Origin of the sequence: Desulfofarcimen acetoxidans DSM 771, assembly GCF_000024205.1 — a bacterium.
Lineage (GTDB): Bacteria > Bacillota > Desulfotomaculia > Desulfotomaculales > Desulfofarciminaceae > Desulfofarcimen > Desulfofarcimen acetoxidans.
This window is the reverse complement of sequence record NC_013216.1, coordinates 3,241,951-3,265,933: the sequence shown is the minus strand read 5'-3', so window position 1 is coordinate 3,265,933 and position 23,983 is coordinate 3,241,951. Positions and strand designations below refer to the sequence as shown.

Genomic DNA, 23,983 nt, shown 5'->3' with positions numbered 1-23,983 from the left:
ATGCTTCCTCTAAGAAAATTTAGATCTAAATTGGCTGGTTGGTTGTCTTTCTTGATGAAGCAGCGTAAGGTGCGCAGGAGCTTAGCTGCTATATTGTTTCTGGTTGCGTTAACTTTTATTATATCGGTGGATGTATTCCCACACCGTCTGAATATGCAGGTAGGCCAGGTATCACCGCTGACTATTAAGGCGTCTCGCAGCATAACTTTTGAAGACAGGATAAAAACTGAAGAAGCCAGGCGAAGAGCTGTTGAGTCAGTACCCAATCAATATATGCGTGATCCTCAGATAATTACAGCTGTGCAGAGGGATATAAGCAGTTTGCTGGCAGCTCTGAAAATTATTTTGGCTAACGGTTCATTAAATGAAGAGGAAAAAATTAAACGTATAAAAAACACTTTGCCTTTTGTTTTATCGGATGAGAACCTGGCCGTGTTGGCTCAATCGGAGCCGGAAAGTTTAACCAGACTGGAGAGCGGTTTAAACAGTCTGGTCAGCGATGTCATGGAGGAGCCTGAGCAGGTGACTCAGGATAATCTGGAAACGGTAAAGACTAAGCTCTCCAGTGACGTAGATAATCTTAAGCTGTCTAAGCCTTATCAAGTTTTAGCCAGAGAAATCATAAACAAGTATATGAGACCAAATGCCTTTGTTAATACTGAAGAAACTCAGCGCTTAAAAAGAGCTGCCATAGAGTCTGTATCTCCGATTATCATAGGAGTAAAAGAAGGAGAAAAGATTATCGGGGAAGGTGAGATTGTTACCGACCAGCACATGGCTAAGCTGGAGGCACTTGGTTATTCCAGACAGTCTGTACCCTATACTGTAGTTTTGGGGACTGCATTTTTGGTTGGTTTGATGTTTACTGTGGTGATGTTTTATCTTTACCAGCAAAACAGAGAAATTTATAAAAATCCCGGTCATCTTTATTTAATTGGTATTATAGTAGTAGTAGTGCTGGCTGTCAGTAAAGGTATAATATCGATAAATATAACTCAGTGGCCGGAATTAGGAGCGCTTTTAGGTTATATGGCGCCTCTGGCCTCTGCCGGTATGTTGATCGCTATTTTGCTGGATTCCCGCCTGGCGGTGTTAGTGGTGGCAGTGATGAGCCTGTTTTTGGCTATTATGACCGGTGGGCAGATTCGTTTTGGCCTGGTAGGCATGCTGGGAGGTATAACCGGCGTTTACAGTGTTTCCAAGCTTAGCCAGCGGGGTGATTTGGTGCGGTCCGGTATGTATACCAGCCTGGCTAATATACTGGCAATTTTTACTGTTGGCTTGATGTCTGAGACGCCTTTTGGTCTGGTGGTAAGCTCGAGTCTTATTTTAGGCTTAATTAACGGTATTCTGTGTTCAGTGCTGACTAACGGGGCATTGCCTTATCTGGAGAGTACTTTTGGCATAACCTCTGCTGTAAGGCTGCTGGAGCTCTCCAATCCTAACAATGTTCTGTTGAAAAAACTGTTGACAGAGGCTCCCGGAACTTATCATCACAGTATTTTAGTGGGCAACCTGGCTGAATCGGCAGCTGACGCGGTGGGCGGTGATTCTCTGATGGTCAGGGTAGGTGCCTATTATCATGATATAGGAAAGATTAAGCGGCCATGTTTTTTCATAGAAAACCAGTTGGGTGGCGAAAATCCTCATGAAAAGATCGCCCCCAGTTTGAGTACGCTTATACTTACTTCTCATGTCAAAGATGGTGTGGAATTGGCCAGGGAGAATAAATTGCCTAAAGGTATTGTCGATATCATTGAACAGCATCACGGGACCACGCTGATTACTTATTTTTATAATAAGGCGCTGGAAAATGATAAGACTGAATCTGTTAATGAAGAAGATTATCGTTATGAGAGTAAAAAACCTCAGACTAAAGAGGCTGCTATAGTTATGCTTTCGGATTCGGTTGAGGCGGCGGTAAGGGCTTTGCAAAACAGAACACCGGGCAAGATTGAAGGCTTGGTTAGAAAAATTATTAAGGATAAACTTATGGACGGTCAGCTGGATGAGTGTGATTTAACTCTAAAGGATTTGGATATTATAGCAAATGCCTTTAGCCGGGTATTGTCAGGTATTTTCCATACCCGTATTGAGTATCCTGACATGAGTAAGGAAATGGAGAGGAGAAAGGCAAAACGTGACAGTGTTCCTAAACAACTTACAGGAAAAGTTTAAAATCACTGACGGCCTGCTGGATCTGCTGGAAAAGGCGGCGGAAACTGCTATGCAGGTTGCCGGATATACCGGACAGGGAGAGGTAAGTCTGGTTTTAACGGATGACCGGTACATTCACGAGTTAAACCGTGATTACCGTGGTGTTGACAGGCCGACCGACGTGCTCTCCTTTGCCCAAAACGAAGGTGAACAGCTGCAAGCAGCAGAGGAGGCGGAAGAACTTCTGGGAGATGTAATTATCTCACTGGAAACAGCAGAGCGGCAGGCTGAGGAATACGGGCATAGTTTTGAGCGTGAAGCAGCCTTTCTCACAGTGCACGGTGTTTTGCATCTTCTTGCTTATGATCATATCGAAGAGGAGGACAGGGTTATTATGAGATCTAAGGAAGAAGAAGCTATGTCAAGGATGGATTTGCCAAGACGGTAGTATTGATAAAGGAACTGCCAGGTGGGTTTGGGAACCGTGGGTGGTCAGGTTTAAGCTTATGTTGGACAGGTTGCCGGGGGCTTTATTGCCAAAGAATTTCATGTCGAGATTAAAATTGCAAAAGACGTAGCAGTGGGGTTGTTTTGCTTGCTGCATTAAACGCGCTGGTTATTGGATATTAATCCTCTGGCCATATTTTTATGCTATTATTAAAGACGTTTTAGAAGTATTGAATTTACAATATGTGTAATAACTATGCCCGGGGTGTTATAATATATGGAAACTTCTAAAATACAGGAGTTAATTGCTGCTGCCCGTAAAGTTAGAGAAAATGCTTATGCTCCTTACTCCGGATTTGGAGTAGGGGCCGCCTTGCTGGCCGGGGACGGGCAAATTTATACCGGTTGCAATGTGGAGAATATTTCCTACGGTTTAACTATATGTGCTGAGCGGGCTGCCATAGCTAATGCAGTTGCTGCCGGGCAGCGTGTTTTTAAAGCCATTGCTATTATAGCCGGTACTGAGGACTGCTGCAGTCCCTGTGGTGCCTGCCGCCAGGTGCTGGTTGAATTCGGGCCTGATATGGAGGTATATTTGGTTAACTTGCGTGGTGAATACATAATGTATACAGCGGCCGAATTGTTGCCAAATTCTTTTTGTAAATTATAGTGTTGTGATCATTTACCCGTACTGTCTTACGCATGGCCTAATCATTATATGAGGTGAAGCAATGGAGAGCAAAGAGCAATTCAGATCCGGATTTGTAGCCATAATAGGGCGTCCTAATGTAGGGAAATCCACTTTAATGAATCGCATGATAGGCCGGAAAATAGCCATCATGTCCGATAAGCCTCAGACTACAAGGCATAAGATTTACTGTGTTTTGACCAGAGACAATTACCAGGTAATTTTTTTAGATACACCTGGTATTCATAAACCTAAACATAAGCTGGGCCAGCATCTGGTGGATACTTCCCTGAGCACTTTTGGGGAAGTGGATTTAATTTTATTTTTGGTTGAAGCAAATTCCTTTTGCGGTGCCGGCGACCGGTATATTTTGGAGCATTTAGCCAAGATTAAGACTCCGGTATTTTTAGTCATAAATAAGGTTGATCTGGTCCCCAAGGAGCAGCTTTTACCTCTGATTGATGAGTTGCATAGCAAGTATAAATTTCAAGAAGTGATTCCCGTGTCCGCGCTGAACGGGGACAACGTAGACAGGTTGGAAAGGTTAATCGCAGGTTGTCTGCCGCCCGGTCCTAAATACTATCCTGACGACATGCTTACTGATAAGCCGGAACAATTCATTATGGCGGAGCTAATCAGGGAGAAAATACTGCACTTGACCAGTCAGGAAATTCCTCACTCCGTGGCTGTCATAGTTGAACAGTTAGAGGAACGGCCTAACAATACACTATATGTGGGTGCGCTTATTTATGTCGAAAGAGATTCACAGAAAGGCATTATAATCGGTAAAAAAGGTCAGATGCTTAAAAATATCGGCCAGTTGGCCCGTCAGGAAATAGAAAAGCTTTTGGGTTCTAAAATTTTTCTGGATATCAGAGTTAAGGTGCGTGAGGACTGGCGCAATAAAGAGTCATACTTAAAAGCTTTCGGGTATAAAGATATGTAATAGTGCTGTCTTATATATGAAGGGGGTTGTCCTGATATGAAATATCAAAAGGGAAATATAGGCCGGGTTTTTGCGGTTAAAATGGAGCATGGCGATGACCTCTTGGAAGAACTTAAAAAATTGGCTGTGCGGGAGAATATTGAGTCAGCCGGCATGTATATGATTGGGGCCTTGAAGAGCGCGGCACTGGTGACCGGTCCTAGAGCACTTACCGTTCCTCCGGAAGTAGAATGGGTGAGCTTTGCCGACGGCAGGGAAATTGTTGGGCTGGGGACTATTTTTCATGACGGGAATGAACCGGTGGTGCACCTGCACAGCGTATTTGGTAAGGGAGAATCTGCACTTGCCGGCTGTGTCAGGAAGGATACTGAGGTATATTTAGTTGTCGAAATTATTATTATGGAGTTTACCGGGATTAATGCTATGAGAGGCATAGATCCGGCTTTGGGCATGAAGGTTATGATGTTAGGATAAGGTCGATAATTATTTGAATATTAAATATAATAAGAAGTCCTCCGCTGCAAAGCGGAGGACTTTAATAGCTTAGTAACGGCTGTTTTTTCTAAAGCAGTCGCGGCAGTATACGGGACGATTACCGCTGGGGCGAAACGGAACTTCTGTTTCAGCGCCACATTCTGCACAAACTGCGGAAAACATTTCACGCGGCTGACGATCACTGGAACCGCGATTAAAGCCACCACCGTTATTTCTTTGCTTGCGGGCTAATCTGCACTGGGGGCAACGGCCGGGTTCATTGGTAAATCCTTTGTCATTATAAAACTCTTGCTCAGAAGCTGAAAAGATAAAATCTGCGCCGCAATCACGGCAAGTTAAAGTTTTGTCTTGATACATGGTAATCCTCCTCAAAATTGTTTGCCCAAACTGGTTCCAGAGAATTCACTTATCTCTCTTACCATTGGCAGTTGAGAAGGATAAATGAACCGGACCTCACTAGACCTTTTACTTGAGCTATTGATTTATTTTACTCTTTTTTCGGCAAAATGTAAAACAATAAAATTGAAAAAATACATAAAGTTTTATTTATGAGATAAGCCTGTCCATCTATGGCTGATATCATGATCAATAGCCAGGTGATCCAGTATGCGTCCTATAGTGTGAAGTACAAGTTCCTCAATGGTTTTGGGTTTATGATAAAAGGCCGGCATGGGAGGCATGACTGTTACTCCCAGGGAGGCCAGTTTGAGCATGTTTTCCAGATGAATGGAACTTAGAGGTGATTCTCTGGGTACAAGAATTAACTTCCTGTTTTCCTTAATGGTTACATCGGCCGCTCTGCTGATCAGGTTGTCCGTGTAACCGTGTGCAACGGCTGATAAAGTTTTCATACTGCAAGGAACTATGACCATGCCCTGGTGAAGAAAGGAACCGCTGGAAACCGGTGCAGCCTGGTCATCTGCTTCATAACAGCAATCGGCCAGTTGGCTTAAGCTGTCCGGAGTATGTTCTGTTTCCAGTTCTATGGTACGCCTGGCCCACTTGCTGAGAATTAAGTGAGTTTCTATTTTCATATTTTTCAATTGCTGAAGTAGTTTTATACCGTAAATAGCGCCGGAGGCTCCGGTAATCCCCACAACTATACGCATTTGATTCATCCTTTATTTTTTATGCTCCATGAAATTGTGCTTATGACAGATCTGTGGATAAGTCATGGTTCCATGAAGTACAAATTTATGTTGCATAAGCAAGGTCATACTGCTTAATTTTCGTTGAGTACGAGTGCCTGCGGCTGCGCGAAAGCCGTTTAAGGTGACTTTCTTGCTGTGCTGCTGTTATTATTGTATCATATTACAGAGAATTATTATGGAATAATCTTAATAGAATTATTTTAAACCGGGGGCAAAGAAAAAGATGAAGCTGTACAAAGCTGAAGCAGTGGTCTTACGAACCCGTGAACTGCGGGAGGCCGATAAATTATTAGTCCTCTACTCCAGGCAGCATGGTAAAATAACCGTGGCGGCTCATGGGGTCAGTAAGCCGTCCAGTCGCAAGAGGGGCTCAGTGCAGCCATTTTGTCATACAAATTTCTTACTGCACAAAGGCAGGCAGCTGGATTCTGTTAGCCAGTGCGACGGGGTGGAGATATTTGCTCACCTGCGCAGTAATTTTGAGCTGCTGAGCTGCGCCAGTTATCTGGTGGAACTGGTGGAGGCATTTTCTGTCGAGGGTGATCCTAATGAGTATGTTTTTTTGCTTCTGGTTTCTATATTCCATTTGTTGAATCCCCTTGATGCCGAACTGCTAACCAGGGCTTTTGAAATCAAGCTGCTAACTGTATTTGGCTTTCGGCCTCATTGGGAATCCTGTGTTCATTGCCGGGAACCCTTGAGCAGCGGTGAGATAAGGTTTAGCCCGGCAATGGGCGGTGTACTCTGTCAGAGCTGTCTTGAACAAGATGCACGGGCTTTATGTCTGAATAGGGGGACGCTGGAAACTATGAAGAAACTTCTGGCCTGGGAGCCTTCACAGTTAGTGCGTTTAAAGGCTGACCAAGGTGTCCGGCGGCAGCTTAAGAAAATTTTACGTAGTTATGTAGATTATCACCTGGAGTACCGGGTAAAATCGGCCAGGTTTTTGGATATGTGAGGCATTATAAATTTAGTAGCAGCCATTTCTGTTGTGAAAAATAAGAGACACCCAGCAATTAGGTGTATTACTCAAAAATGTCCTTTAGTTGTATTTCTAAACCGTTTAACAGGGGAGATGTTAATGTATCCTCTTCATCATAGGATTGAAATAAAATCCAGTTTTTTTCGCCGGACACAAAAATTTCAATAACTTTATAAACAGGGTCAACTATCCAATATTCCTTTACTCCATGTCTGTAATACATTTTACTTTTTTCAACTTTATCATATTTGCCTGTGGACGGTGATAATATTTCAACTACTAAATCCGGTGCGCCTTGGATGTTATTTTCAGTAATAATGTCTAACCTATCTTTTGAAATAAATAAAATATCCGGCTGCGGTTTTTCTTTTTCTGATAAAAAAACATCTAGAGGAGCCGTAATAACCCTGCCCAATTTATTTTTTCGTACGTAGTCTCGTAGGGTTGCCACTAATTCAGTATTAATTATTTGATGTATTGATTTTGGAGAAGGAACCATAATCAACCTACCCCCGATTAGCTCGTAACGGTTATCGTCGTCAATTTTTAAATAATCTTCATAAGTATACAACTTTTCAGTTGGTTCAATTTGCATAAACAACCCTCCTCGTATACCTAAAGACTACCTTTTTGAGCGAACAATGTCAAGGCTCAGGCAAAGTCATCAGGTATCCCCCCAATAGTTATCCAACAATAATTTCATGGGCTAATTCCAGGAAGGACCGAAGAACAGGCGAGACCCACTTATCCTTGTGGTAAGCAACCTGAGTAATGATGTTGAAATCCGAGCTGTTCCAGCCAAGGTCCACCAGTGTTCCCTGATTTAGTTCCGCTTCTACTGTTACGCGGGGCAGTATGGTGATGCCCAGGCCGTTAATAACACATCTTTTTCTGACCTCAATGTTAGCAAATTTCAAAATAGAACCCACCTGTATGCCTTTGTTTTCAAAAATTTTTCTCAAAGTGGCCCGGTAACAACAGCTGCATAGGACTATCGTTTCTCCCTGAAGGTCAAGGGTTATGACGGGAGCCTTTTTACTCAGAGGGTGTCCGGCAGCTGATACCAGAACTATGGGTTCATCCAGCAGGGTTTCAGATACCAGGTCAGGATTGGTAATTTCCTGTCCCGTAAAAAATGCCACATCAATTTTATTCTCCTTGAGACTGTGAATCAGTTCTTCCGGATAGCCGTTCACCAGGGTGAGATCGACATTCGGGAAAAGCTTGCGGTACTCCTGGAGCAACTTTGGCAAGCGATAGATGCAAGAGGTTTCCATTGCCCCCACGGATAATGATCCCCTTGGAACTGGCGAACTCGAGACCAATTCTATTGCCTCAGAGTTCAGTTTAAGAATTTTTTCGGCATAGGGCAGCAGCTTTTCCCCATTTTGGGTTAATGTGACTTGTCGCCCAAGCCTTTCAAAAAGCTTTGTATTTAATTTATTTTCCAGGGCGCTGACCTGTGCTGTTATGCTGGATTGAGCATAGTCAAGCAATTCCGCTGCCCGGGTAAAACTATGCTGTTTTGCTACCGTGACAAAAGCTTTTAATTGCCGTATTTCCATTTTCTTGACCCTCTTGTATTAATCCTATTTAAAAAAGTGATTAGTGTTATCAGTAGTTTCGTCTCTAACAAATTCAACTCCATGATACAATAAATCAACCAATAAATGCTATTCAATTTTATGCTAAATTTAATAAACACATTGGAAAGGAGAATATTTCATGTCTGGAATGATTGCCTATTGCGGGCTTATCTGCTCTGACTGTCCAGCCTATCTGGCTACGCAAAACGATGATGATGTTGCCAGAGAAAAGACTGCGGGCATGTATGCTGAGAAGTATGGATTTAACCTGAAACCCGGGGAAATCAATTGCGACGGATGTTTGCCAGTGGGAGGGAGACTGCTTGGCTTTTGCCGGGCTTGTGAAATCAGACATTGTTGTAGTAAGAAGGGCCTGAAAAACTGTGTTCTTTGCGATGAAAAGCAGTGTGAAAAACTGATCAAATTCCATGAGTTTTCATCGTATGCAAAAGATTGCTTTGATGCTCTGAAAAAAGAGATGTTGTATTAAAAAAATAATACTGCACAGGGATTACATGAAAAGTTGAATAGATGTTACGCAAAAATCTGGGTTCGTACTCAGATTTTTTATTTTCCCTGTTGACATTTTGCGATAGTATTGCATAATTAAATATAGAATATCTATATCTAATTTAGAGGCAGGTGCAAAACCTTATGACAGAAGAAAAATTAAACCGTCGTTCCTACACTAGCCCCCTGCGGCGTCAACAGCAAGAGAATACCAGGGAGCGTATAGTGGAGTCGATGGCAGCAATTATTAGTGAAGGACGCATTCTTAGCTTCAGCGTGAAGGATGTGGCAGACCGTGCCGGTATATCCTATGGTTCGGTTTATCGGCATTTCCCGACACGGGAGTCACTTCTGGAGTCTCTTTATGAATCAGCCGCGAAGATCCTTGGGCAGAGTATTTCTTTAACCTCGCTCTCACTGAACGAGATTCCGGCAGTGGCTGAGAGGACAGTAGCGGTATTTGAGGAAAATGCGACTATCCTGCATGCTTTTACGATGGCATTGGCGGCGAGTAATGTTCAGCCACCAAGCAGGCACCATCGAGACCGGAAATACCAGCAGATGGTTGAGGAAAGTGCTCCCCATTTGTCTCCGGAAGTTGCCGGCCAGGCCGCCGCGATAATCTGTCATCTTCACAGTTCTCTAACCTGGGCTACCCTCAGACAGCGGTTTGGGCTAAGCGCTGAAGCGACGGCCGGCGCGCTGACCTGGGCGCTGCAGGCGTTAATTCGTGATTTGACACTGCGCAATGAAGAGTAAAGCGGACTACAGATTATACGATATGATTGTAAAGGGGGTTTGTTATGGAACGGCTAGTTTATTTTTTCGGTGAATTAAAGACCGATCAAGGTTATTTTGCCGGAGGTAAAGCTGGAACCCTTGCTCACCTTTATCAGAGTGGCTATCCTGTGCCCTGCGGCTTTATCATTTTGCCCGTGGCCTTTGAAAACGACGAGTTAGTGCCGGCAGCATGGGCGCAGGTCCAGTCTTGCCTTGAACAGATGCGCAAGGACGACGATGGGATTTCCTTTGCTGTCCGTTCATCTGCGCTATGCGAGGATTCATCCATAGCTTCCTTTGCCGGCCAGTTTCAAACGGTGCTGGATGTTTGCGATGATAATGAAGTTCGGAAGGCGATTCAAACCGTGCGCCGGTCACGGCATAGCGAGGGGGTGCGGGCTTACAACGAGGCGAAAGGCATCAACATGACCCACGACATGGCTGTTGTCGTCCAGCGATTGGCCCGGGCGGATATTTCAGGAGTTCTGTTTACAGAGGATCCGATTACCGGCAACCGCAATGAAATGACAGGCAACTTTATCCTTGGGCTGGGTGAAGAATTGGTGTCCGGTCAAGCCAAGCCTTTCACGTTCACATTGGGGCGATCAAATCGCATTTGGCGTAGAATCGGTTACAACGGGACGCCGGAACTGAAACGATTTGCCGGTAAGCTTTATAAACTGGGCAGACGTCTGGAGAAGGAATTGGGCTGCCCGCAGGACATTGAGTGGGCGATTGTCGACGGTAAGCTATGGGTGCTGCAGTCCCGTCCAATCACTACGCTGATCGGATACAATCCGGCAACCGGCGAGTGGAACGAGACTGCAACCGGTGATTTCTTGTGGTCAAACGTTAATTTCGGTGAAGCAGTGCCCAATGTGATGACACCTCTCTCATGGACTGTTCAACAGCGCATATTTGGATCGTGGAATCTCCTGCCCGGATATCAAGCTTCCGGCAATATTGGCGGCCGGATATATCTTAACATAAGCCTTTTTGCTTCGGTTTTGCGTGTTTTGGGAAGGAGTAAAAAAGAAACTCTATTGTTTCTGGAGGATACATTGTACACACGAATTCCGGAGGGAATGGAGATTCCGGTGATACCACTGCCCAAGTGGTCCGTTGTACCTATTCTTATCAACTTCGTAAAAATGCAAATGAAACAGAATAAAGCGATTAAAGAATTGCCCCGGTATCTTGCTATGAATCCGGCATGGTGTGGGAGGGTGAGAGAACAGATCAGGGAGTTGAAGAAGAAGGATGAACTGAATTCCTTATGGCACAATGAGATTGAACCTCACCTGATGGGAGGTGTTTGGAGAGTAATGGGCAGCGCTTCCCGTTTCATAGACCATATAATAAAGTTGCGGCGTGATCTGACCGGTATGGTTGGACCAGGTGACGCGAATACACTCATATTGAGCCTGAGCAGCAGCTTAGACTTGAAAGTTGGCTCAGGTTTGTTAGCAAGTCTTGGACCTGTCCTGGGAATAGCCAGGGTTGCTTGCGGGGAGATGGATCGCGCCGAGTATATGGCTCAGTATGGCCACCGGGGACCGGATGAGTTTGAACTGTCTGTCCCTCGCCCTGCAGAGGATTCATGTTGGCTGGATGAGCAGTTGGTGCAGTTCAGGAAATCTCCGGCGGATGTAGAAGCTTTGCTGTTAAAAAAAGGCAACGATTTTATTGAAGCCTGGAATCATTTTCAGACGAGCCAACCACTGAAGGCACGATCAATGCGGCGTCGTATTGATCAGGTAGCTTTACGAGCTCGCTTGCGTGAAGCTGTTCGTTCTGAATACGTACGCGATCGTTGGGTTGCGCGCACTTTCGCTCTCCGCGCCGGGCAATTGACAGGTTTGGGGGACGACATCTTCTTCTTAACCATCAAAGAGGTGCTGGATCTCCTGTCAGGTGACGAAACCGCAGTGAAGTATATCCCTGCGAGGAAGGAAACTTACAGAAAGTACCTGGCTTTGCCTGCATACCCTCCGATTATTCGTGGTTGTTTCGATCCGTTCCGATGGGGAGCAGATCCCAACCGGCGCAATGACATCTATGATGCATACCTCCCTAACTCCGGTGCCATATATGATGCTAACGATGCGAAATGTGGCACCATAACCGGTTCGGCAGGTTCGGCGGGTCGAGTCGAGGGAGTGGTTCGATGCTTGAAACGCCCGGGGGAAGGAGATCAACTTCAAAAAGGTGAGATCTTGGTTACCCCTCAGACAGACATTGCCTGGACACCGCTTTTTCCTCGCGTTGCAGCAATTGTTACCGATGTGGGAGCGCCGCTCTCGCATGCTGCCATCGTTGCCCGTGAGTTAGGCATTCCTGCAGTTGTGGGCTGCGGCAATGCAACTATGCGTTTGAACACCGGTGACCGCGTGCTTGTCGACGGTGGGAAAGGTGTTGTGATGGTCTTGGATAGAGCTGGAGGTTACGATGATTATTGAATGTCGGTCATTACTTAATCAATTTGTTCCTATGTACTGCCACCAACTAATTTCTAATCAAATTCTAATTTTTGATTAATGTCCCTCTAACTCTTGTGATATATGATATAAATATAAACTAAGAACGGGGGCATTAGCATGGAAATTAACTTGGAACAAATTGATCTATTGAGAAAAAGAGCAAATGTAGGCTACAAAGAAGCAAAAGAGGCCCTGGAAAAATGCGGGGGAAATATTGTCGAGGCTCTGGCATTCCTGGAGGAGGAGAATAAATTAAAGCCGGAAATAGAATGTTGCGGACACTCATCTTTTTTTCAGAAGACTAAGAGAATCGTAGGAAAGTTAAATAGAATCAGTTTCACTATTTCCCACGATGAAAAAACAAAACTTGATATTCCCTTGACAATTGCACTGATATTAGCCGTCGTTGCAATGCCGATTTCCGTGGCAACGCTGATCTTTGCTCTGTTTATGGGCTGCAAAATCAGGTTCCATAAAAGCAGCGGGGAAGAATGCGGTATCAACAAAAATATCGAGAATATCTCCCATACGGTAAGTAATTTTGCCAGCAAAGTAGCTCAAGAAATAAAAAAAGCATAAACAAGAAAGTTGCCTTAAGCGTCTTTCGAGGCAGTCATAGGCATTTGTGCTATCCTGAAAATAAAAGTTTTATTAATCCCGTCGGGAATTATGCGGTACTAACCTAGCTTATGCAACATAAATTTATACTTCAATAAAACCTGCCGGTATTTTTCCTGCAGGTTTTATTTTATCTGTATATAATTCCTGTTTTCATGAATTATAATTTATAGAAAATGTATTAAACTTTCAGGGGGTACATTATGTGTGATAAAAAAATCCTAATCATAGAAGATGAGGTGAAAATATCTAGATTTATCCAATTGGAGCTGGAGCATGAAGGATACATTGTAGAGAAGGAAAAGGACGGAAGAGCCGGTCTGGAAAAGGCTTTGCATGGCAATCATGATTTAATCATTCTTGATGTGATGCTTCCTTCACTGAATGGGATGGAAATATTGAGACGTTTGAGGCAAGTTTCCGAGATTCCGGTTATTATGCTCACTGCCAAAGATGATGTTATGGACAAAGTCATGGGGTTGGATTTTGGTGCTGATGATTATTTGACCAAACCTTTTGCCATTGAGGAGCTTCTGGCCAGGATTCGGGTAGCGTTTAAACATAAAAGGGTACAGCATGAAAAGTCCGATGTTATTCAGATCGGAAACCTTAAACTTGATTTGTATAAATATACTGTCAGTTTTAATAATGAACCAATAGATTTAACAAAAAAGGAATTTGATTTGTTGAAACTTTTGATGGTTAATAATGAAATTGTACTTACCAGGGATACGATTCTGGAAAAAGTATGGGGATATAATTATGCCGGTGATACTAACATTGTGGATGTCTATGTCCGTTATCTCAGAATTAAAATTGACGACCGTTATCATCAAAAATTTATTCACACCGTCCGAGGGGTGGGATATCAGCTGAAAAATGGGTAATAAAATTATTCTTATCTTGAAAATTATATTCAAGGTAATAAAAGCACTCAGAATTGTATTATCAGTTGCTTTTAAAGTTATTTCCCGTTTACTGTACCGTGTTTACCAAATAATAATGGACAAACTGCGTTTCTCCATTACCTTTAAAATTACTATAACTTATGCATTGTTGTTTTTATTGATTTTTTGCCTGATGAGCGCTGGAATAATGGTTAGCTTCAGGTACTATATACAAAATAATAATACGCCTGAAAACTATTTACTTCTTCTGGGAGCTATCTTGGGTATTTTTAATATCGTTGGTTTAATTTCCATAATTTTTTTCGGATCTAAGGCTAGCAGAAAACTCCTGGCACCCATAAAAGTCATGACAAGCACAGTGAAAGAAATATCCATTAATGTGCTGGATAAAAGGCTTGACGTCAGCGGCTCAAAGGACGAGTTGAAAGACCTGGCTAAAACATTTAATGATATGCTTAATAGAATTCAAAAATCTGTAGAACAGCAAAACCAGTTTGTTTCTGATGCTTCCCATGAACTGAGGACACCGATTGCAGTTATTCAAGGTTACGCCGATCTTCTTGATCGTTGGGGAAAAGATGATTCACAGGTACTTGAAGAGTCTATCTCGGCAATTAAGGGTGAAGCCGAAAGTATGAAATCCCTGGTTGAAAAGCTTTTATTTCTTGCTAGAGGAGATAAAAATACTCAGAGAGTTGAGATGTCAGATTTTGCACTGAATGAGGTTGTTAATGAGATTTTAAAAGAAACAAAATTAATTGATAAAAGCCACAACATTATAAATGATCAAAATGAACAATTTATCATTCACGCGGACCCAAAACTAATTAAAGAAGCTATGAGAATTTTTATAGACAACAGTATCAAATTCACCCCTGCCGGTGGTACTATTAAGCTGAATTCATACATTAAAAACAAAAGAGCATTTATTAGTATTGAAGATACAGGAATTGGGATTTCTCAGGAAGATCTCCCTTATATTTTTAACCGGTTTTATCGGGCTGATAAATCAAGAAATAAGTCCAGCGGAGGCACAGGCCTGGGACTTGCCATTGCCAAATGGATTATAGACAATCATTATGGCAAAATTGATGTTTGGAGCGAATTAAATGCAGGGACGCTTGTTCGGATTGAATTGCCGCTTTGTTTAAACCAGGGACGATAATTGGCCAGTGAAAGCGGCAGAGTAGTTAACCGGATAAATATTATTTAAGCAGTAATGTGGCTGCAAAATGAGTATTGCTGATTCTAAGCTTATACCAAGATACCTCCACACTCTAGCCCCGTCAACTTAGCTGTTGAACCGTAAGGCGGCTGCCTGAACTATAATAAAATATTAAAGAAACCTTTATTGATTTGCTTGTGCAGCTAACTTTGGCGGCCTTTCATCTCTTTAGACGAAACATGAGTCTTGACAATTCTTAATTAAAAAGTTAATCTATATTGCATCGGAGGGGGTATTAATAATGAGTGAATTAAAACAAATACAAGATATGGTGACCGAGTTGATACGGATAGTTGGCAATACAAATGCTGCCATAGAAGAATTAAGGTCAGATGTTAAGGAATTGAAGGTTAAAGTTAGCACAATTGAGGTTAGAGTTGACGCAAACCATCAAGAGGTCATGTACGAGTTAAAGTTGTTACGTAGTGATTTAGATTTTCTACAGACTAAAACCACTCATAACGAACGGGATATTTACCGTATCAAAAATTTAATAACTGGTTAATTTATCTTTTAAACTATAGTGCCTAACATTTTGTTCTTTATTTTTTCTAAAATTCGGAAGATTTATTTTTATATCCCCAAGGCGCTTCGATAATTAATCCAAGATAGTAAATGCGTAACACTATGTAACTTGCTGTGTTACGCATTTTTGTCAATCAGCTTAACCTAGCTGCGCCTGGAAACGATTTTTTCAAACATATTCACCAATCCTGCCCCAAGGTAATAGAGTGATTCAATGTTTATATTGTCGTCGGCTGATGAGTCAAAAAAAACATTGAGTTTGGACTCCATATCTTCTTCCGGTTGACAGTAACAGATGAGCATGGGGACTTTTGGCAAGGGATATAAAATGAGCGAAATATCAGAGTCGAAGCTGACTTCGGCCGGTTTACCCCCGAAAACAGACAGCATGTCGTCGAAAAGCTCCATGTGATTGTCCGCGAGCTGTTTTAAAGGTTTTTCACATCTCTGCTCGAATAGCGGGATCCACTGCGCCCCGTCTTTTAATTCTCTGAGCGGAACCCATTTCTGAGTTATGTCCATGCCCTTGCAGATAATAACATAGTTGAGTAATGGAACTGCTATCCAGGAATTTACATGGCATTCGGATGTAATGTTGCCTTTGGTATCAACGCTGAAGTTCTTATTCAGGCACTTAATAGTTAACTTATCTGCGGAAAAAGAAGCTCCTAATCTATCTGCTGATGAAGGAAAATCAATCCTGACGACTTCTTTTTTTAATGTCTCCATGAATTCCCGCTGCTGTTCCTCAAGTGTCTTGTGCTTTTCTATTTTTCCTTCAAACCTCTCAATTAAATCTTTATCCAAGTGAGGACAGTCGCTTAGTTTTTTTTGACCTTTGATCACGGCACCGGCAAAAGCCAGGCATGTTGGTATCTGGCATTGTTTGCAATTTGATTTGGGCAGCAGCTTGTAGATTTCTAAGGGACTGTTAATTTTATTCATGCGATTACTCCTTTTCTAATAGCAGAGAATTATAGTGATTCCAAGCCTTTTTTAAGTTTTTCCAGCAACTTTACAAATACTTCCTTTTCTTTTCTATCCAGTGAGGAGATTACTTTATGTACGTAATTGTTGTGTATGGGAAGGAAAGTGTTCATTAGTGTTAAAGCCCTGTTTGTCAAGCAGACTCGAAAGGCCCTTTTATCCGAGGGATCGTTCGTGCGAATGACCATGTTTTCTTTTTCCAGACGCTCTATCAGGCCGGTGATGTTGGCCCTGGAAACCATCATTTTTTTGCTCAATTCCGATTGAGTCAACCCCCGGTCACCTGTCATGTACAGATGAACCAAAGTATTGAACTTGGGCCAGGAAAGGCTGAAGCGGGCATAGTGCATGGAGAGAACATCTTCCAGAGCATCCCAGGCTGAGGTCAGTTCAAGGAGCACGCGCGTTGAAAGGTAGCGATCCAGAGCGTCTTCTTTTTCTTGAATTTTTCTAACCCCCTATCCTGAATGTAAACACATTAACAATATTGTAAACATATTAACGAGTTTGGTCAAGCTTAATTTTTGTCAGGTTGTACCGGGATAGTTTGGCTAAGCAGAAGCTATAAATTTTAACTGCAGCAGCTTAAATACGATGGTATAATAATAGCAAACAGCTCATAAAACTAAATGGGAAAGATTTAAACTCTTGCCGGGTGATCTGTCAGATTGTTATCATATTAAGATAATAACCAGATAATTAATCAAGGTAATAACGTTTGCAATAATATTAGCAGAAGGGAGAACTGTTTTGAAAAAGAGATTTTTGGCGATGGCTCTGTTGGCCGTGCTGGTTCTGTCCGGCGGGGCGATTTGGCACTATTGCCATTCAGATATAATTCCTATCGAAACCGGTATTAAAGTTATGAAGGGAGTACCCGTATTAATGTACCACAAAGTAAATCCTGACTCAGGTGCAGGGGGGTTTGGTTTGCGGGTCACTCCGGAAAACTTTGATTGGCAAATGCATTATTTAAAGAAAAACGGTTACCGGTCAATCAGTTTGGGAGATATGCTGGATAGTTTCCAGCATAAAAAAGCCCTGCCGAAAAAGCCTGTAATTATTACTTTTGATGATGGTTACCAGGATAATTACAGGTATGCTTATCCTATTTTAAAAAAATATAATTATACGGCAACGATATTTGTTGTTGCCGGTCTTATAGGTAAAACCAATGAGTTTGATGTAAAAAAACATTTGCAGCCGGAAAATAAAATGATGGACTGGTCTGAAATCATATCCCTAGATAATGCCGGAATAACCATAGGTTCACATACCTTAACCCACCCTCACCTGACCGGTCTTTCCGACGCTGAAGCCAGGCAGGAGATTATGGTTTCCAAAAAAGTGCTGGAGGCTAAACTGGGCAGAGAAGTTCAGTTTTTTTGCTATCCCTATGGCGAGTATAATGAGTCAATGGTTAGACTGGTCAAGGAGGCCGGTTACCGTGCAGCCACCACCACTAAGCAGGGCTTAAACTATCAAAATACTGATGCCTATCTTTTAAAGCGGATAAGGATAATGGGAAAGTATAATCATGAAAAATTTATTGAGGAATTGCATAAATGGGACTATACGGGCGAGTCTAAAGAATTATAGATAAAGGCCAATCTGGTAATAATATGGCTTAAGACTTAGTCTATCTATCAGGAGGGGCGATGTTATGACCAGTGAGCTGGAGAAAATAGATCTTTTGAGAGCGAGAACCGGTATCAGCTATAAAGAAGCTCAAGAAGCCCTGGGTAATGTAAATGGAGATGTGGTGGAAGCGCTCATAAATATAGAAGAAAAAAACCGCAGGTTAGCTGAGAAGATGCAGATCGGCGGGCAGAATGCAATGTCAAAGCTGAAGAGTTTGATTAATAAAGGGCAAGACACCAAAATCAGATTAATCAAAGATGAGCAAACCGTGATGGAAATACCTGCCACGCTGGGAGTGCTGGGCTTAATTGGGGTAATATTTAGCAGTGAACTGGCTCTCTTAGGTGCTGTCGGTACAATGTCTGCCGTAGCCAATAAATATACCATGGAGATTGATTATCCACGGGCAGACGATACCGAGGATGAGTTAATGGAAAACATTCATTGATAGGTAAGTTTTGTTAATAACATGTATAGTATAAACAATAATTGACTTAGAACGAGATATCTGATAAATTAAAAACAAAAAGTGTCAATAAAAAGGCAATGAGGGAAAGAGTACCCAGAATTCGTGTTTTCAGCGAGCCGGGTTGGTGTGAGCCGGCAATGCTTTTTTGGGGAAAGGGCTTCCTGAGCCGCAGGAGGAAAGCTTTATTTTTTCTAAAGCAAGTAAAACCTGCAACCATGAAAAGAGGGCTGAATTCAAAACCTCAGCCAAGCAGGGTGGAACCGCGGGATAATTCCCGTCCCTGGTGTATGCCAGTGGCGGGTTTTTTTATGCTCTGGTAAATATATGAATTTAAACACAAGAGGTGAAAATATGAATTTCCAAGAGTTAGTTTTGGCCTTGAATAATTTTTGGGCCAAGGAAAACTGTATAATTCTTCAGCCCTACGATGTGGAAAAAGGGGCCGGTACTATGAACCCGGCTACTTTTCTCCGGGCTTTAGGCCCGGAGCCCTGGAGGGTGGCTTATGTGGAGCCTTCCCGCCGGCCGACTGACGGCCGTTACGGGGAAAATCCCAATCGCCTGCAGCATTACTATCAGTACCAGGTTATTTTAAAGCCATCGCCTGAAAATGTTTTGGAAGTCTATTTAGAAAGCTTGAAGGCCATAGGCATCGATCCGGAGCGTCACGATATCAGGTTTGTGGAGGATAACTGGGAATCACCGACATTGGGTGCCTGGGGACTGGGCTGGGAGGTTTGGTTGGACGGTATGGAAGTGACTCAGTTTACTTATTTTCAGCAGTGCGGAGGGTTGGATTGCCGCCCTGTTTCAGCCGAGATCACTTACGGGTTGGAGCGCCTGTCCATGTTTATCCAGAATAAGGACAGTGTTTTTGATATCGTTTGGGTTGACGGGGTTACCTATGGTGATATACACCACCAGGGAGAGGTGGAATATTCCCACTATAATTTTGAAACCGCCGATACTGCTATGCTGCTTAATTTATTTAATGTTTATGAGCAGGAAGCGCTGCGTGTAGCCGATAAAGGCCTTGTGCTGCCGGCCTATGACTATGTTTTAAAGTGTTCCCATACTTTTAATCTCCTGGATGCCAGGGGAGCTATCAGTGTTACGGAACGCACCAATTATATCGGCAGGGTGCGCAATCTGGCTCGCACTTGTGCCAGTGCTTATGTAGCTGAGCGGGAACGTCTTGGTTTCCCGCTTTTGAAAAGAAAGGAGTCTGAACAGGTTGGCTAAAGACTTTTTATTTGAAATTGGTACGGAAGAAATCCCTTCCCGCTTTATAGCACCGGCCCTGGCGGAACTAAAGGAAATAACAGTCAAGGCTCTGGAAGAAAACCGTCTTTCCTACGGTAAAGTCAATACCTATGGGACCCCGCGCCGTCTGGTACTTTATATTGAGGCGCTGGCTGAAGAGCAGGATTCCCTTCTCAGAGAAGTCAAAGGCCCGGCGGTTAAAGTAGCCTTTACTCCTGAGGGAGAACCAACCAGGGCGGCTGTCGGTTTTGCCAAAAGCCAGCAGGTAGACATCAAAGATCTGGTCAGGCGCCAGGTAGCTACAGTAGAGTATTTGTATGCTATTAAACAGGAACTGGGCCGTCCTGCTTACGAAGTTCTCACAGAGTTGTGTCCTTTATTAATCAGCTCGCTGCATTTTCCTAAACCTATGCGCTGGGGAGATTTAGAGGTGCGTTTTGCCCGCCCGATTCGCTGGCTGCTTGCTCTTTGGGGCGGAGAAACGGTTAATTTCTCTTTTGCCGGTTTATCTTCAGGAAAAGTAACTTTTGGCCACAGGTTTTTAAGCGGTCCTTTGGAAGTCGACAGTCCCAAGGATTACCTGGCCAGACTGCGCAGCAATTATGTGATAGTTGATATTGATGAGCGGAGACAAATGATCTGGCAGCAGATACAAAATTTAGCCGAGCAGTCAGGAGGGGTGGTTGAGCCTGATGAGGATTTACTGGAAGAGGTCTGCAACCTTGTAGAGTACCCTACTGCTTTATGCGGCAGTTTTGAGGAAAAGTATTTGCATTTGCCAAAAGAAGTTTTAATCACCCCGATGCGCGAGCACCAGAGGTATTTCCCTGTCTTAGACAGTGAAGGCAGATTGATGCCTAAATTTATTGCTGTCAGAAACGGTATTCATAAATATCTGGACACGGTGAGGGCAGGTAATGAGAAAGTGCTGAGGGCCCGCCTGGCCGATGCAGAGTTTTTCTTTGAGGAAGATTTGAAAACACCTCTGGCGGATAAGGTTGAGGGTCTGAAAAAGGTTGTTTATCAGGAGAGCCTGGGCACAGTCCACGACAAAGTCAAGCGGGTAATCAAACTGGCCGATTACTTGAGCGATCTTTTAATCGTTGGCGCCGCGGTAAAGGAGCAGATCATGCGTGCTGCTGTACTATGCAAAGCTGATCTGGTGACTAATATGGTTTATGAATTTACTGAACTGCAGGGTATTATGGGCCGGGAATACGCTTTGAAGTCGGGTGAGGAGCCGGTTGTTGCTCAGGCCATCTTCGAGCATTACTTGCCTCGTTTTGCCGGTGATAGCCTGCCGGAAACTTTGCCGGGAAAAATTTTAGCTATTGCCGATAAATTTGACACAGTAGCCGGCTGCTTTGCAATAGGCATTCAGCCAACCGGCTCACAAGATCCCCATGCCTTGAGACGGCAGGCTTTGGGTATATGTCATATTATTTTAAGCAGCGGCTTAAAAATTTCCTTAAGCGCTCTGGTTACGGCAGCTTATGCAAGTTACTTGGAGCAGGAGCAGGTGCAGCTTAAGCTTGGTTTGGATGAACTGCTGGTGGAAATGTGGGTATTTTTCCAGATCCGCTTAAAAAATATTTTTTCTGATTGCGGGCTGGGTTATGATACTATAGATGCTGTGCTGGCTGCCGGTTTTGATGATTTCAGCGATACCTGGGAGCGGGCCAGGGCACTGTCTCAATTCAGAAATGAGCCGGCCTTCAGTGATCTGCTGACTGTTTTTAACAGAGCCAATAATTTATCCAAAAACGTGGACGTTGCAGAAATTAAACCGGAATTTCTGGTGGATGACTCTGAAAGAAATTTATATGATCATTTTCTGGCCTTAAAAAAACAGGTTGCAGTTGAAATGGATAAGAAAAACTACCTGGGTGTACTTAAAGCAGTTGCAGAAATTCGGGAACCGTTGGGCAAATTTTTTGATTCGGTTATGGTTATGGCGGAAGACACGAATATTCGTGATAACCGGCTGGCATTATTAAAGAGCCTGGCCGGCTTAATGCAGTCAGTAGCTGATTTTAGTAAAATTGTTGAAGACAAGAAAGTCGCTTAAGCGACTTTCGAGACAGCCGCAGGCACTCGTGCTACCCTGAAAATAAACTAAAGAAGTACCGTTTTCATTCTCCGTGGTGTTGTACCGCCGCGTGGGAATCTCAATGGAAATTATGCAGTACCGGCCTTGCCTATGCAGCATAAATTTGCACTAACATTAAACAATAACTTATCCACAGATCTATCATAAGCATAATTTCTTAGAGTATAAAAAAAATTTAATTTCTACTTCTGCCAGTCTATGTTAAAATATACTTTACAGGCGAGTGATAGAAAAATTAAAATGAACCTGACATTTGATTAAGGAAAAAATTTAGCTGACTATCCATATAAATAAATGTTTTGTGGATTTTTCAGGAGGTAATTCAAGATTAATAGAGTATATAATATATATTATTTGAATGTATATGATAATTAGTATAACACATATTTGTCCTCGTAAGGGGAGATGAAGAATTGGAGCTAACCAGAAGGCAGGAAACTATTCTTGAAATAGTAAAAAAAGACGGGCCTATAACCGGAGAACATATTGCTGAACGTTTAAGCCTGACCAGAGCTACGTTGAGACCTGATTTGGCTATATTGACTATGGCGGGATTGTTGGAAGCCAGGCCGAGGGTCGGTTATTTTTATAGCGGAAAATCTTTTAACCGGGTTCTGGCTGAGAAAATTCACAGTGCTATGGTCAGCAAAATCAAATCGGTACCTATTGTCGTGTCAGAAAAATGTTCGGTATATGATGCAGTGGTTACCATGTTTATAGAGGATGTCGGCACTTTATTTGTCGTGCGGGAGGGTGGACTGCTGGAAGGTGTTATATCACGCAAAGACCTTCTTAAGATTACTCTTGGCGGACAGGATATTCATAAGCTTCCTGTTGGTGTAATTATGACTCGTATGCCTAAAGTTATAACAGTTGAGTTGGAGGATTCGGTCTGGCTGGCGGCATACAAAATGATTGTGCATGAAGTGGATGCTCTGCCTGTAATTCGAAAAATTACCACAGAAAAGGAACAGGAAGGTTATGAGGTAGTTGGCAGAATCAGCAAAACCAATATTGTTCGCTTTTTTGTCGAGTTAGGTGAAGGGAGTTAAAAGGGGGCGATAATTATTTCAGCTGAAAAAAAGGGCAGAACCGTTATTTATATCATTTCTGATTCGGTGGGTGAGACTGCTGAGCTGGTAGCCAGAGCCGCGGCCAGTCAATTTGACGGCGGCAGGGTGGAAATACATGGCGTGCCTTACGTGCAGAATCCCGAGGAAATACCGGAAATAGTAAAGATGGCAGCAGAGGATGAGAGCATTATCGCTTTTACTCTGGTGATGCCACATCTGCGTGAGGTTTTAATAAGGGAAGCCCAACTGCATAAAGTTGTTATTGTAGATATTATGGGCCCGATGCTGGATGCGCTGACTAAAGCGGAGGGAATTTCCCCCAGGTTAGAGCCGGGTTTGGTGCGTAAGATAGATGATGAGTATTTTAGAAAAGTCGAAGCCATTGAGTTTGCTGTTAAGTACGATGATGGCAAAGATCCGCGGGGAATAATGCGAGCAGATATAGTAGTTATCGGTATTTCCAGAACATCCAAAACACCTCTTTGTATGTATTTGGCTCATAAGCGTATTAAGGCGGCCAATGTTCCTCTGGTACCTGAGGCCGCTCCGCCGGAAGAATTGTTTAAACTGCCCTCTCATAAAATTGTTGGCTTAACCATAAAACCGAGTCAATTGAACGAAATCAGAACAGAGCGTTTAAAAACCCTTGGTTTAACCTCTGACGCTGATTACGCCAGTATCAACAGAATTATCAAGGAACTTGAGTATGCTCAGGATATTATGCGAAGAGTGGGTTGTCATGTGATAGATGTCACAAATAAAGCTGTAGAGGAAACAGCCAGCAAGGTGATGGAGTTATACTATCGCGGAGAGAGAAGCAAACAGTAAATTAATATATAGATAACCGGTTTTTGGGAACCGGTTTTTCTTTATCAATTTTTTTTGTAATTTTTTAAAATTTAAAGAGGATATTTTTTGCTTATATAGTATATATCTTATAAG

General features: G+C 42.9%; 25 protein-coding genes, 1 pseudogene and 1 other annotated feature. Of the genes and pseudogenes, 20 read left to right on the top strand and 6 right to left on the bottom strand.

The features are described 5' to 3' along the window. From DTOX_RS14895 to DTOX_RS14875, 5 genes are all read left to right on the top strand, one after another. Positions 1-2,178, top strand: a complete 2,178-nt coding sequence (locus DTOX_RS14895) for an HD family phosphohydrolase (RefSeq protein ID WP_015758513.1) — start codon at positions 1-3, stop codon at positions 2,176-2,178. Continuing rightward, positions 2,141-2,605 (top strand): rRNA maturation RNase YbeY, encoded by a 465-nt coding sequence (gene ybeY / locus DTOX_RS14890; protein WP_015758512.1) that lies wholly within the window; start codon positions 2,141-2,143, stop codon positions 2,603-2,605. The genes DTOX_RS14895 and ybeY overlap by 38 nt, the downstream gene beginning before the upstream one ends. 276 nt (positions 2,606-2,881) lie before the next feature. Beyond that, positions 2,882-3,274, top strand: coding sequence for a cytidine deaminase (gene cdd, locus DTOX_RS14885; RefSeq protein ID WP_015758511.1), 393 nt, complete (start codon positions 2,882-2,884; stop codon positions 3,272-3,274). A gap of 61 nt (positions 3,275-3,335) precedes the next feature. Then, complete coding sequence (gene era, locus DTOX_RS14880; protein ID WP_015758510.1) at positions 3,336-4,238, top strand: GTPase Era; 903 nt, start codon at positions 3,336-3,338, stop codon at positions 4,236-4,238. Between the two features lie 36 nt (positions 4,239-4,274). Next, a complete protein-coding gene (locus tag DTOX_RS14875; protein WP_015758509.1) occupies positions 4,275-4,712 on the top strand; it encodes a PPC domain-containing DNA-binding protein in 438 nt (145 codons plus the stop codon). Between the two features lie 69 nt (positions 4,713-4,781). Here the strand turns inward: DTOX_RS14875 and DTOX_RS14870 are convergent, their stop codons facing one another. Next, on the bottom strand, positions 4,782-5,090 hold the full coding sequence (locus tag DTOX_RS14870) for a zinc-ribbon domain containing protein (protein ID WP_015758508.1): 309 nt from the start codon (positions 5,088-5,090) through the stop codon (positions 4,782-4,784). Positions 5,091-5,275: 185 nt separating this feature from the next. After that, positions 5,276-5,842 (bottom strand): UbiX family flavin prenyltransferase, encoded by a 567-nt coding sequence (locus DTOX_RS14865; protein ID WP_015758507.1) that lies wholly within the window; start codon positions 5,840-5,842, stop codon positions 5,276-5,278. A gap of 265 nt (positions 5,843-6,107) precedes the next feature. On the opposite strand from DTOX_RS14865, the gene recO reads away from it, so the two are divergent. Continuing rightward, positions 6,108-6,842 carry a DNA repair protein RecO gene (gene recO / locus DTOX_RS14860; RefSeq protein ID WP_015758506.1) on the top strand — a complete coding sequence of 245 codons (735 nt, stop codon included), beginning with the start codon at positions 6,108-6,110 and terminating at the stop codon, positions 6,840-6,842. Between the two features lie 67 nt (positions 6,843-6,909). Here recO and DTOX_RS14855 read toward each other — a convergent pair whose 3' ends face one another. Both DTOX_RS14855 and DTOX_RS14850 read right to left on the bottom strand, forming a co-directional pair. Then, positions 6,910-7,461, bottom strand: a complete 552-nt coding sequence (locus DTOX_RS14855; RefSeq protein WP_015758505.1) for a Uma2 family endonuclease — start codon at positions 7,459-7,461, stop codon at positions 6,910-6,912. An 88-nt stretch (positions 7,462-7,549) separates the two neighbouring features. After that, positions 7,550-8,431, bottom strand: coding sequence for a LysR family transcriptional regulator (locus tag DTOX_RS14850; protein ID WP_015758504.1), 882 nt, complete (start codon positions 8,429-8,431; stop codon positions 7,550-7,552). A 160-nt stretch (positions 8,432-8,591) separates the two neighbouring features. Between DTOX_RS14850 and DTOX_RS14845 the strand changes: the two genes are divergently transcribed. The 8 genes and pseudogenes from DTOX_RS14845 (at position 8,592) to DTOX_RS14815 (ending at position 15,478) form a co-directional block, all read left to right on the top strand. Beyond that, positions 8,592-8,942 (top strand): DUF3795 domain-containing protein, encoded by a 351-nt coding sequence (locus tag DTOX_RS14845; protein WP_015758503.1) that lies wholly within the window; start codon positions 8,592-8,594, stop codon positions 8,940-8,942. A 164-nt stretch (positions 8,943-9,106) separates the two neighbouring features. Next, positions 9,107-9,310: pseudogene (locus DTOX_RS25150) on the top strand (TetR/AcrR family transcriptional regulator); the annotation flags it as partial. Positions 9,311-9,397: 87 nt separating this feature from the next. Next, positions 9,398-9,721, top strand: a complete 324-nt coding sequence (locus DTOX_RS24455; protein ID WP_242652444.1) for a hypothetical protein — start codon at positions 9,398-9,400, stop codon at positions 9,719-9,721. Positions 9,722-9,765: 44 nt separating this feature from the next. Continuing rightward, positions 9,766-12,201 (top strand): PEP/pyruvate-binding domain-containing protein, encoded by a 2,436-nt coding sequence (locus tag DTOX_RS14835; RefSeq protein ID WP_015758501.1) that lies wholly within the window; start codon positions 9,766-9,768, stop codon positions 12,199-12,201. Between the two features lie 138 nt (positions 12,202-12,339). Next, positions 12,340-12,801 carry a DUF4342 domain-containing protein gene (locus tag DTOX_RS14830; protein WP_015758500.1) on the top strand — a complete coding sequence of 154 codons (462 nt, stop codon included), beginning with the start codon at positions 12,340-12,342 and terminating at the stop codon, positions 12,799-12,801. A 242-nt stretch (positions 12,802-13,043) separates the two neighbouring features. Further along, positions 13,044-13,727, top strand: a complete 684-nt coding sequence (locus DTOX_RS14825; RefSeq protein ID WP_015758499.1) for a response regulator transcription factor — start codon at positions 13,044-13,046, stop codon at positions 13,725-13,727. After that, positions 13,720-14,913 carry a sensor histidine kinase gene (locus DTOX_RS14820; RefSeq protein ID WP_015758498.1) on the top strand — a complete coding sequence of 398 codons (1,194 nt, stop codon included), beginning with the start codon at positions 13,720-13,722 and terminating at the stop codon, positions 14,911-14,913. The genes DTOX_RS14825 and DTOX_RS14820 overlap by 8 nt, the downstream gene beginning before the upstream one ends. Positions 14,914-15,214: 301 nt before the next feature. Continuing rightward, positions 15,215-15,478, top strand: a complete 264-nt coding sequence (locus tag DTOX_RS14815; RefSeq protein WP_015758497.1) for a hypothetical protein — start codon at positions 15,215-15,217, stop codon at positions 15,476-15,478. A gap of 164 nt (positions 15,479-15,642) precedes the next feature. Here the strand turns inward: DTOX_RS14815 and DTOX_RS14810 are convergent, their stop codons facing one another. Further along, the gene (locus tag DTOX_RS14810) at positions 15,643-16,443 is read right to left on the bottom strand and encodes a DUF3786 domain-containing protein (protein WP_015758496.1); all 801 of its coding nucleotides are present in this window, start codon (positions 16,441-16,443) and stop codon (positions 15,643-15,645) included. Between the two features lie 29 nt (positions 16,444-16,472). Further along, a complete protein-coding gene (locus tag DTOX_RS14805; RefSeq protein ID WP_015758495.1) occupies positions 16,473-16,886 on the bottom strand; it encodes a MarR family winged helix-turn-helix transcriptional regulator in 414 nt (137 codons plus the stop codon). Between the two features lie 349 nt (positions 16,887-17,235). On the opposite strand from DTOX_RS14805, the gene DTOX_RS14800 reads away from it, so the two are divergent. The 6 genes from DTOX_RS14800 to DTOX_RS14770 all read left to right on the top strand — a co-directional run bounded on the left by DTOX_RS14800 (position 17,236) and on the right by DTOX_RS14770 (position 23,869). Beyond that, entirely contained in the window at positions 17,236-18,084 is an 849-nt protein-coding gene (locus DTOX_RS14800; RefSeq protein WP_015758494.1) for a polysaccharide deacetylase family protein, read from the top strand. A 64-nt stretch (positions 18,085-18,148) separates the two neighbouring features. Further along, entirely contained in the window at positions 18,149-18,574 is a 426-nt protein-coding gene (locus DTOX_RS14795; protein ID WP_015758493.1) for a DUF4342 domain-containing protein, read from the top strand. A gap of 89 nt (positions 18,575-18,663) precedes the next feature. Continuing rightward, positions 18,664-18,880 (top strand) — a binding site (T-box leader). 66 nt (positions 18,881-18,946) lie between these two features. Further along, a complete protein-coding gene (glyQ, locus tag DTOX_RS14785) occupies positions 18,947-19,837 on the top strand; it encodes a glycine--tRNA ligase subunit alpha (protein WP_015758492.1) in 891 nt (296 codons plus the stop codon). Further along, complete coding sequence (glyS, locus tag DTOX_RS14780) at positions 19,830-21,926, top strand: glycine--tRNA ligase subunit beta (protein WP_015758491.1); 2,097 nt, start codon at positions 19,830-19,832, stop codon at positions 21,924-21,926. Before glyQ ends, glyS begins: the two co-directional genes overlap by 8 nt. 455 nt (positions 21,927-22,381) lie before the next feature. Continuing rightward, positions 22,382-23,020 (top strand): transcriptional regulator CcpN, encoded by a 639-nt coding sequence (ccpN, locus tag DTOX_RS14775; protein WP_015758490.1) that lies wholly within the window; start codon positions 22,382-22,384, stop codon positions 23,018-23,020. A 15-nt stretch (positions 23,021-23,035) separates the two neighbouring features. Then, positions 23,036-23,869, top strand: a complete 834-nt coding sequence (locus DTOX_RS14770; RefSeq protein WP_015758489.1) for a pyruvate, water dikinase regulatory protein — start codon at positions 23,036-23,038, stop codon at positions 23,867-23,869. The last annotated feature ends 114 nt before the right edge of the window (positions 23,870-23,983 follow it).

Coding starts and splice junctions, on each gene's coding strand:
- DTOX_RS14895 (WP_015758513.1), top strand. CDS start 1: ATGCTTCCTCTAAGAAAATTTAGATCTAAATTGGCTGGTTGGTTGTCT.
- cdd (WP_015758511.1), top strand. CDS start 2,882: ATGGAAACTTCTAAAATACAGGAGTTAATTGCTGCTGCCCGTAAAGTT.
- era (WP_015758510.1), top strand. CDS start 3,336: ATGGAGAGCAAAGAGCAATTCAGATCCGGATTTGTAGCCATAATAGGG.
- DTOX_RS14875 (WP_015758509.1), top strand. CDS start 4,275: ATGAAATATCAAAAGGGAAATATAGGCCGGGTTTTTGCGGTTAAAATG.
- DTOX_RS14870 (WP_015758508.1), bottom strand. CDS start 5,090: ATGTATCAAGACAAAACTTTAACTTGCCGTGATTGCGGCGCAGATTTT.
- DTOX_RS14865 (WP_015758507.1), bottom strand. CDS start 5,842: ATGCGTATAGTTGTGGGGATTACCGGAGCCTCCGGCGCTATTTACGGT.
- recO (WP_015758506.1), top strand. CDS start 6,108: ATGAAGCTGTACAAAGCTGAAGCAGTGGTCTTACGAACCCGTGAACTG.
- DTOX_RS14855 (WP_015758505.1), bottom strand. CDS start 7,461: ATGCAAATTGAACCAACTGAAAAGTTGTATACTTATGAAGATTATTTA.
- DTOX_RS14850 (WP_015758504.1), bottom strand. CDS start 8,431: ATGGAAATACGGCAATTAAAAGCTTTTGTCACGGTAGCAAAACAGCAT.
- DTOX_RS14845 (WP_015758503.1), top strand. CDS start 8,592: ATGTCTGGAATGATTGCCTATTGCGGGCTTATCTGCTCTGACTGTCCA.
- DTOX_RS14835 (WP_015758501.1), top strand. CDS start 9,766: ATGGAACGGCTAGTTTATTTTTTCGGTGAATTAAAGACCGATCAAGGT.
- DTOX_RS14830 (WP_015758500.1), top strand. CDS start 12,340: ATGGAAATTAACTTGGAACAAATTGATCTATTGAGAAAAAGAGCAAAT.
- DTOX_RS14825 (WP_015758499.1), top strand. CDS start 13,044: ATGTGTGATAAAAAAATCCTAATCATAGAAGATGAGGTGAAAATATCT.
- DTOX_RS14820 (WP_015758498.1), top strand. CDS start 13,720: ATGGGTAATAAAATTATTCTTATCTTGAAAATTATATTCAAGGTAATA.
- DTOX_RS14815 (WP_015758497.1), top strand. CDS start 15,215: ATGAGTGAATTAAAACAAATACAAGATATGGTGACCGAGTTGATACGG.
- DTOX_RS14810 (WP_015758496.1), bottom strand. CDS start 16,443: ATGAATAAAATTAACAGTCCCTTAGAAATCTACAAGCTGCTGCCCAAA.
- DTOX_RS14795 (WP_015758493.1), top strand. CDS start 18,149: ATGACCAGTGAGCTGGAGAAAATAGATCTTTTGAGAGCGAGAACCGGT.
- glyQ (WP_015758492.1), top strand. CDS start 18,947: ATGAATTTCCAAGAGTTAGTTTTGGCCTTGAATAATTTTTGGGCCAAG.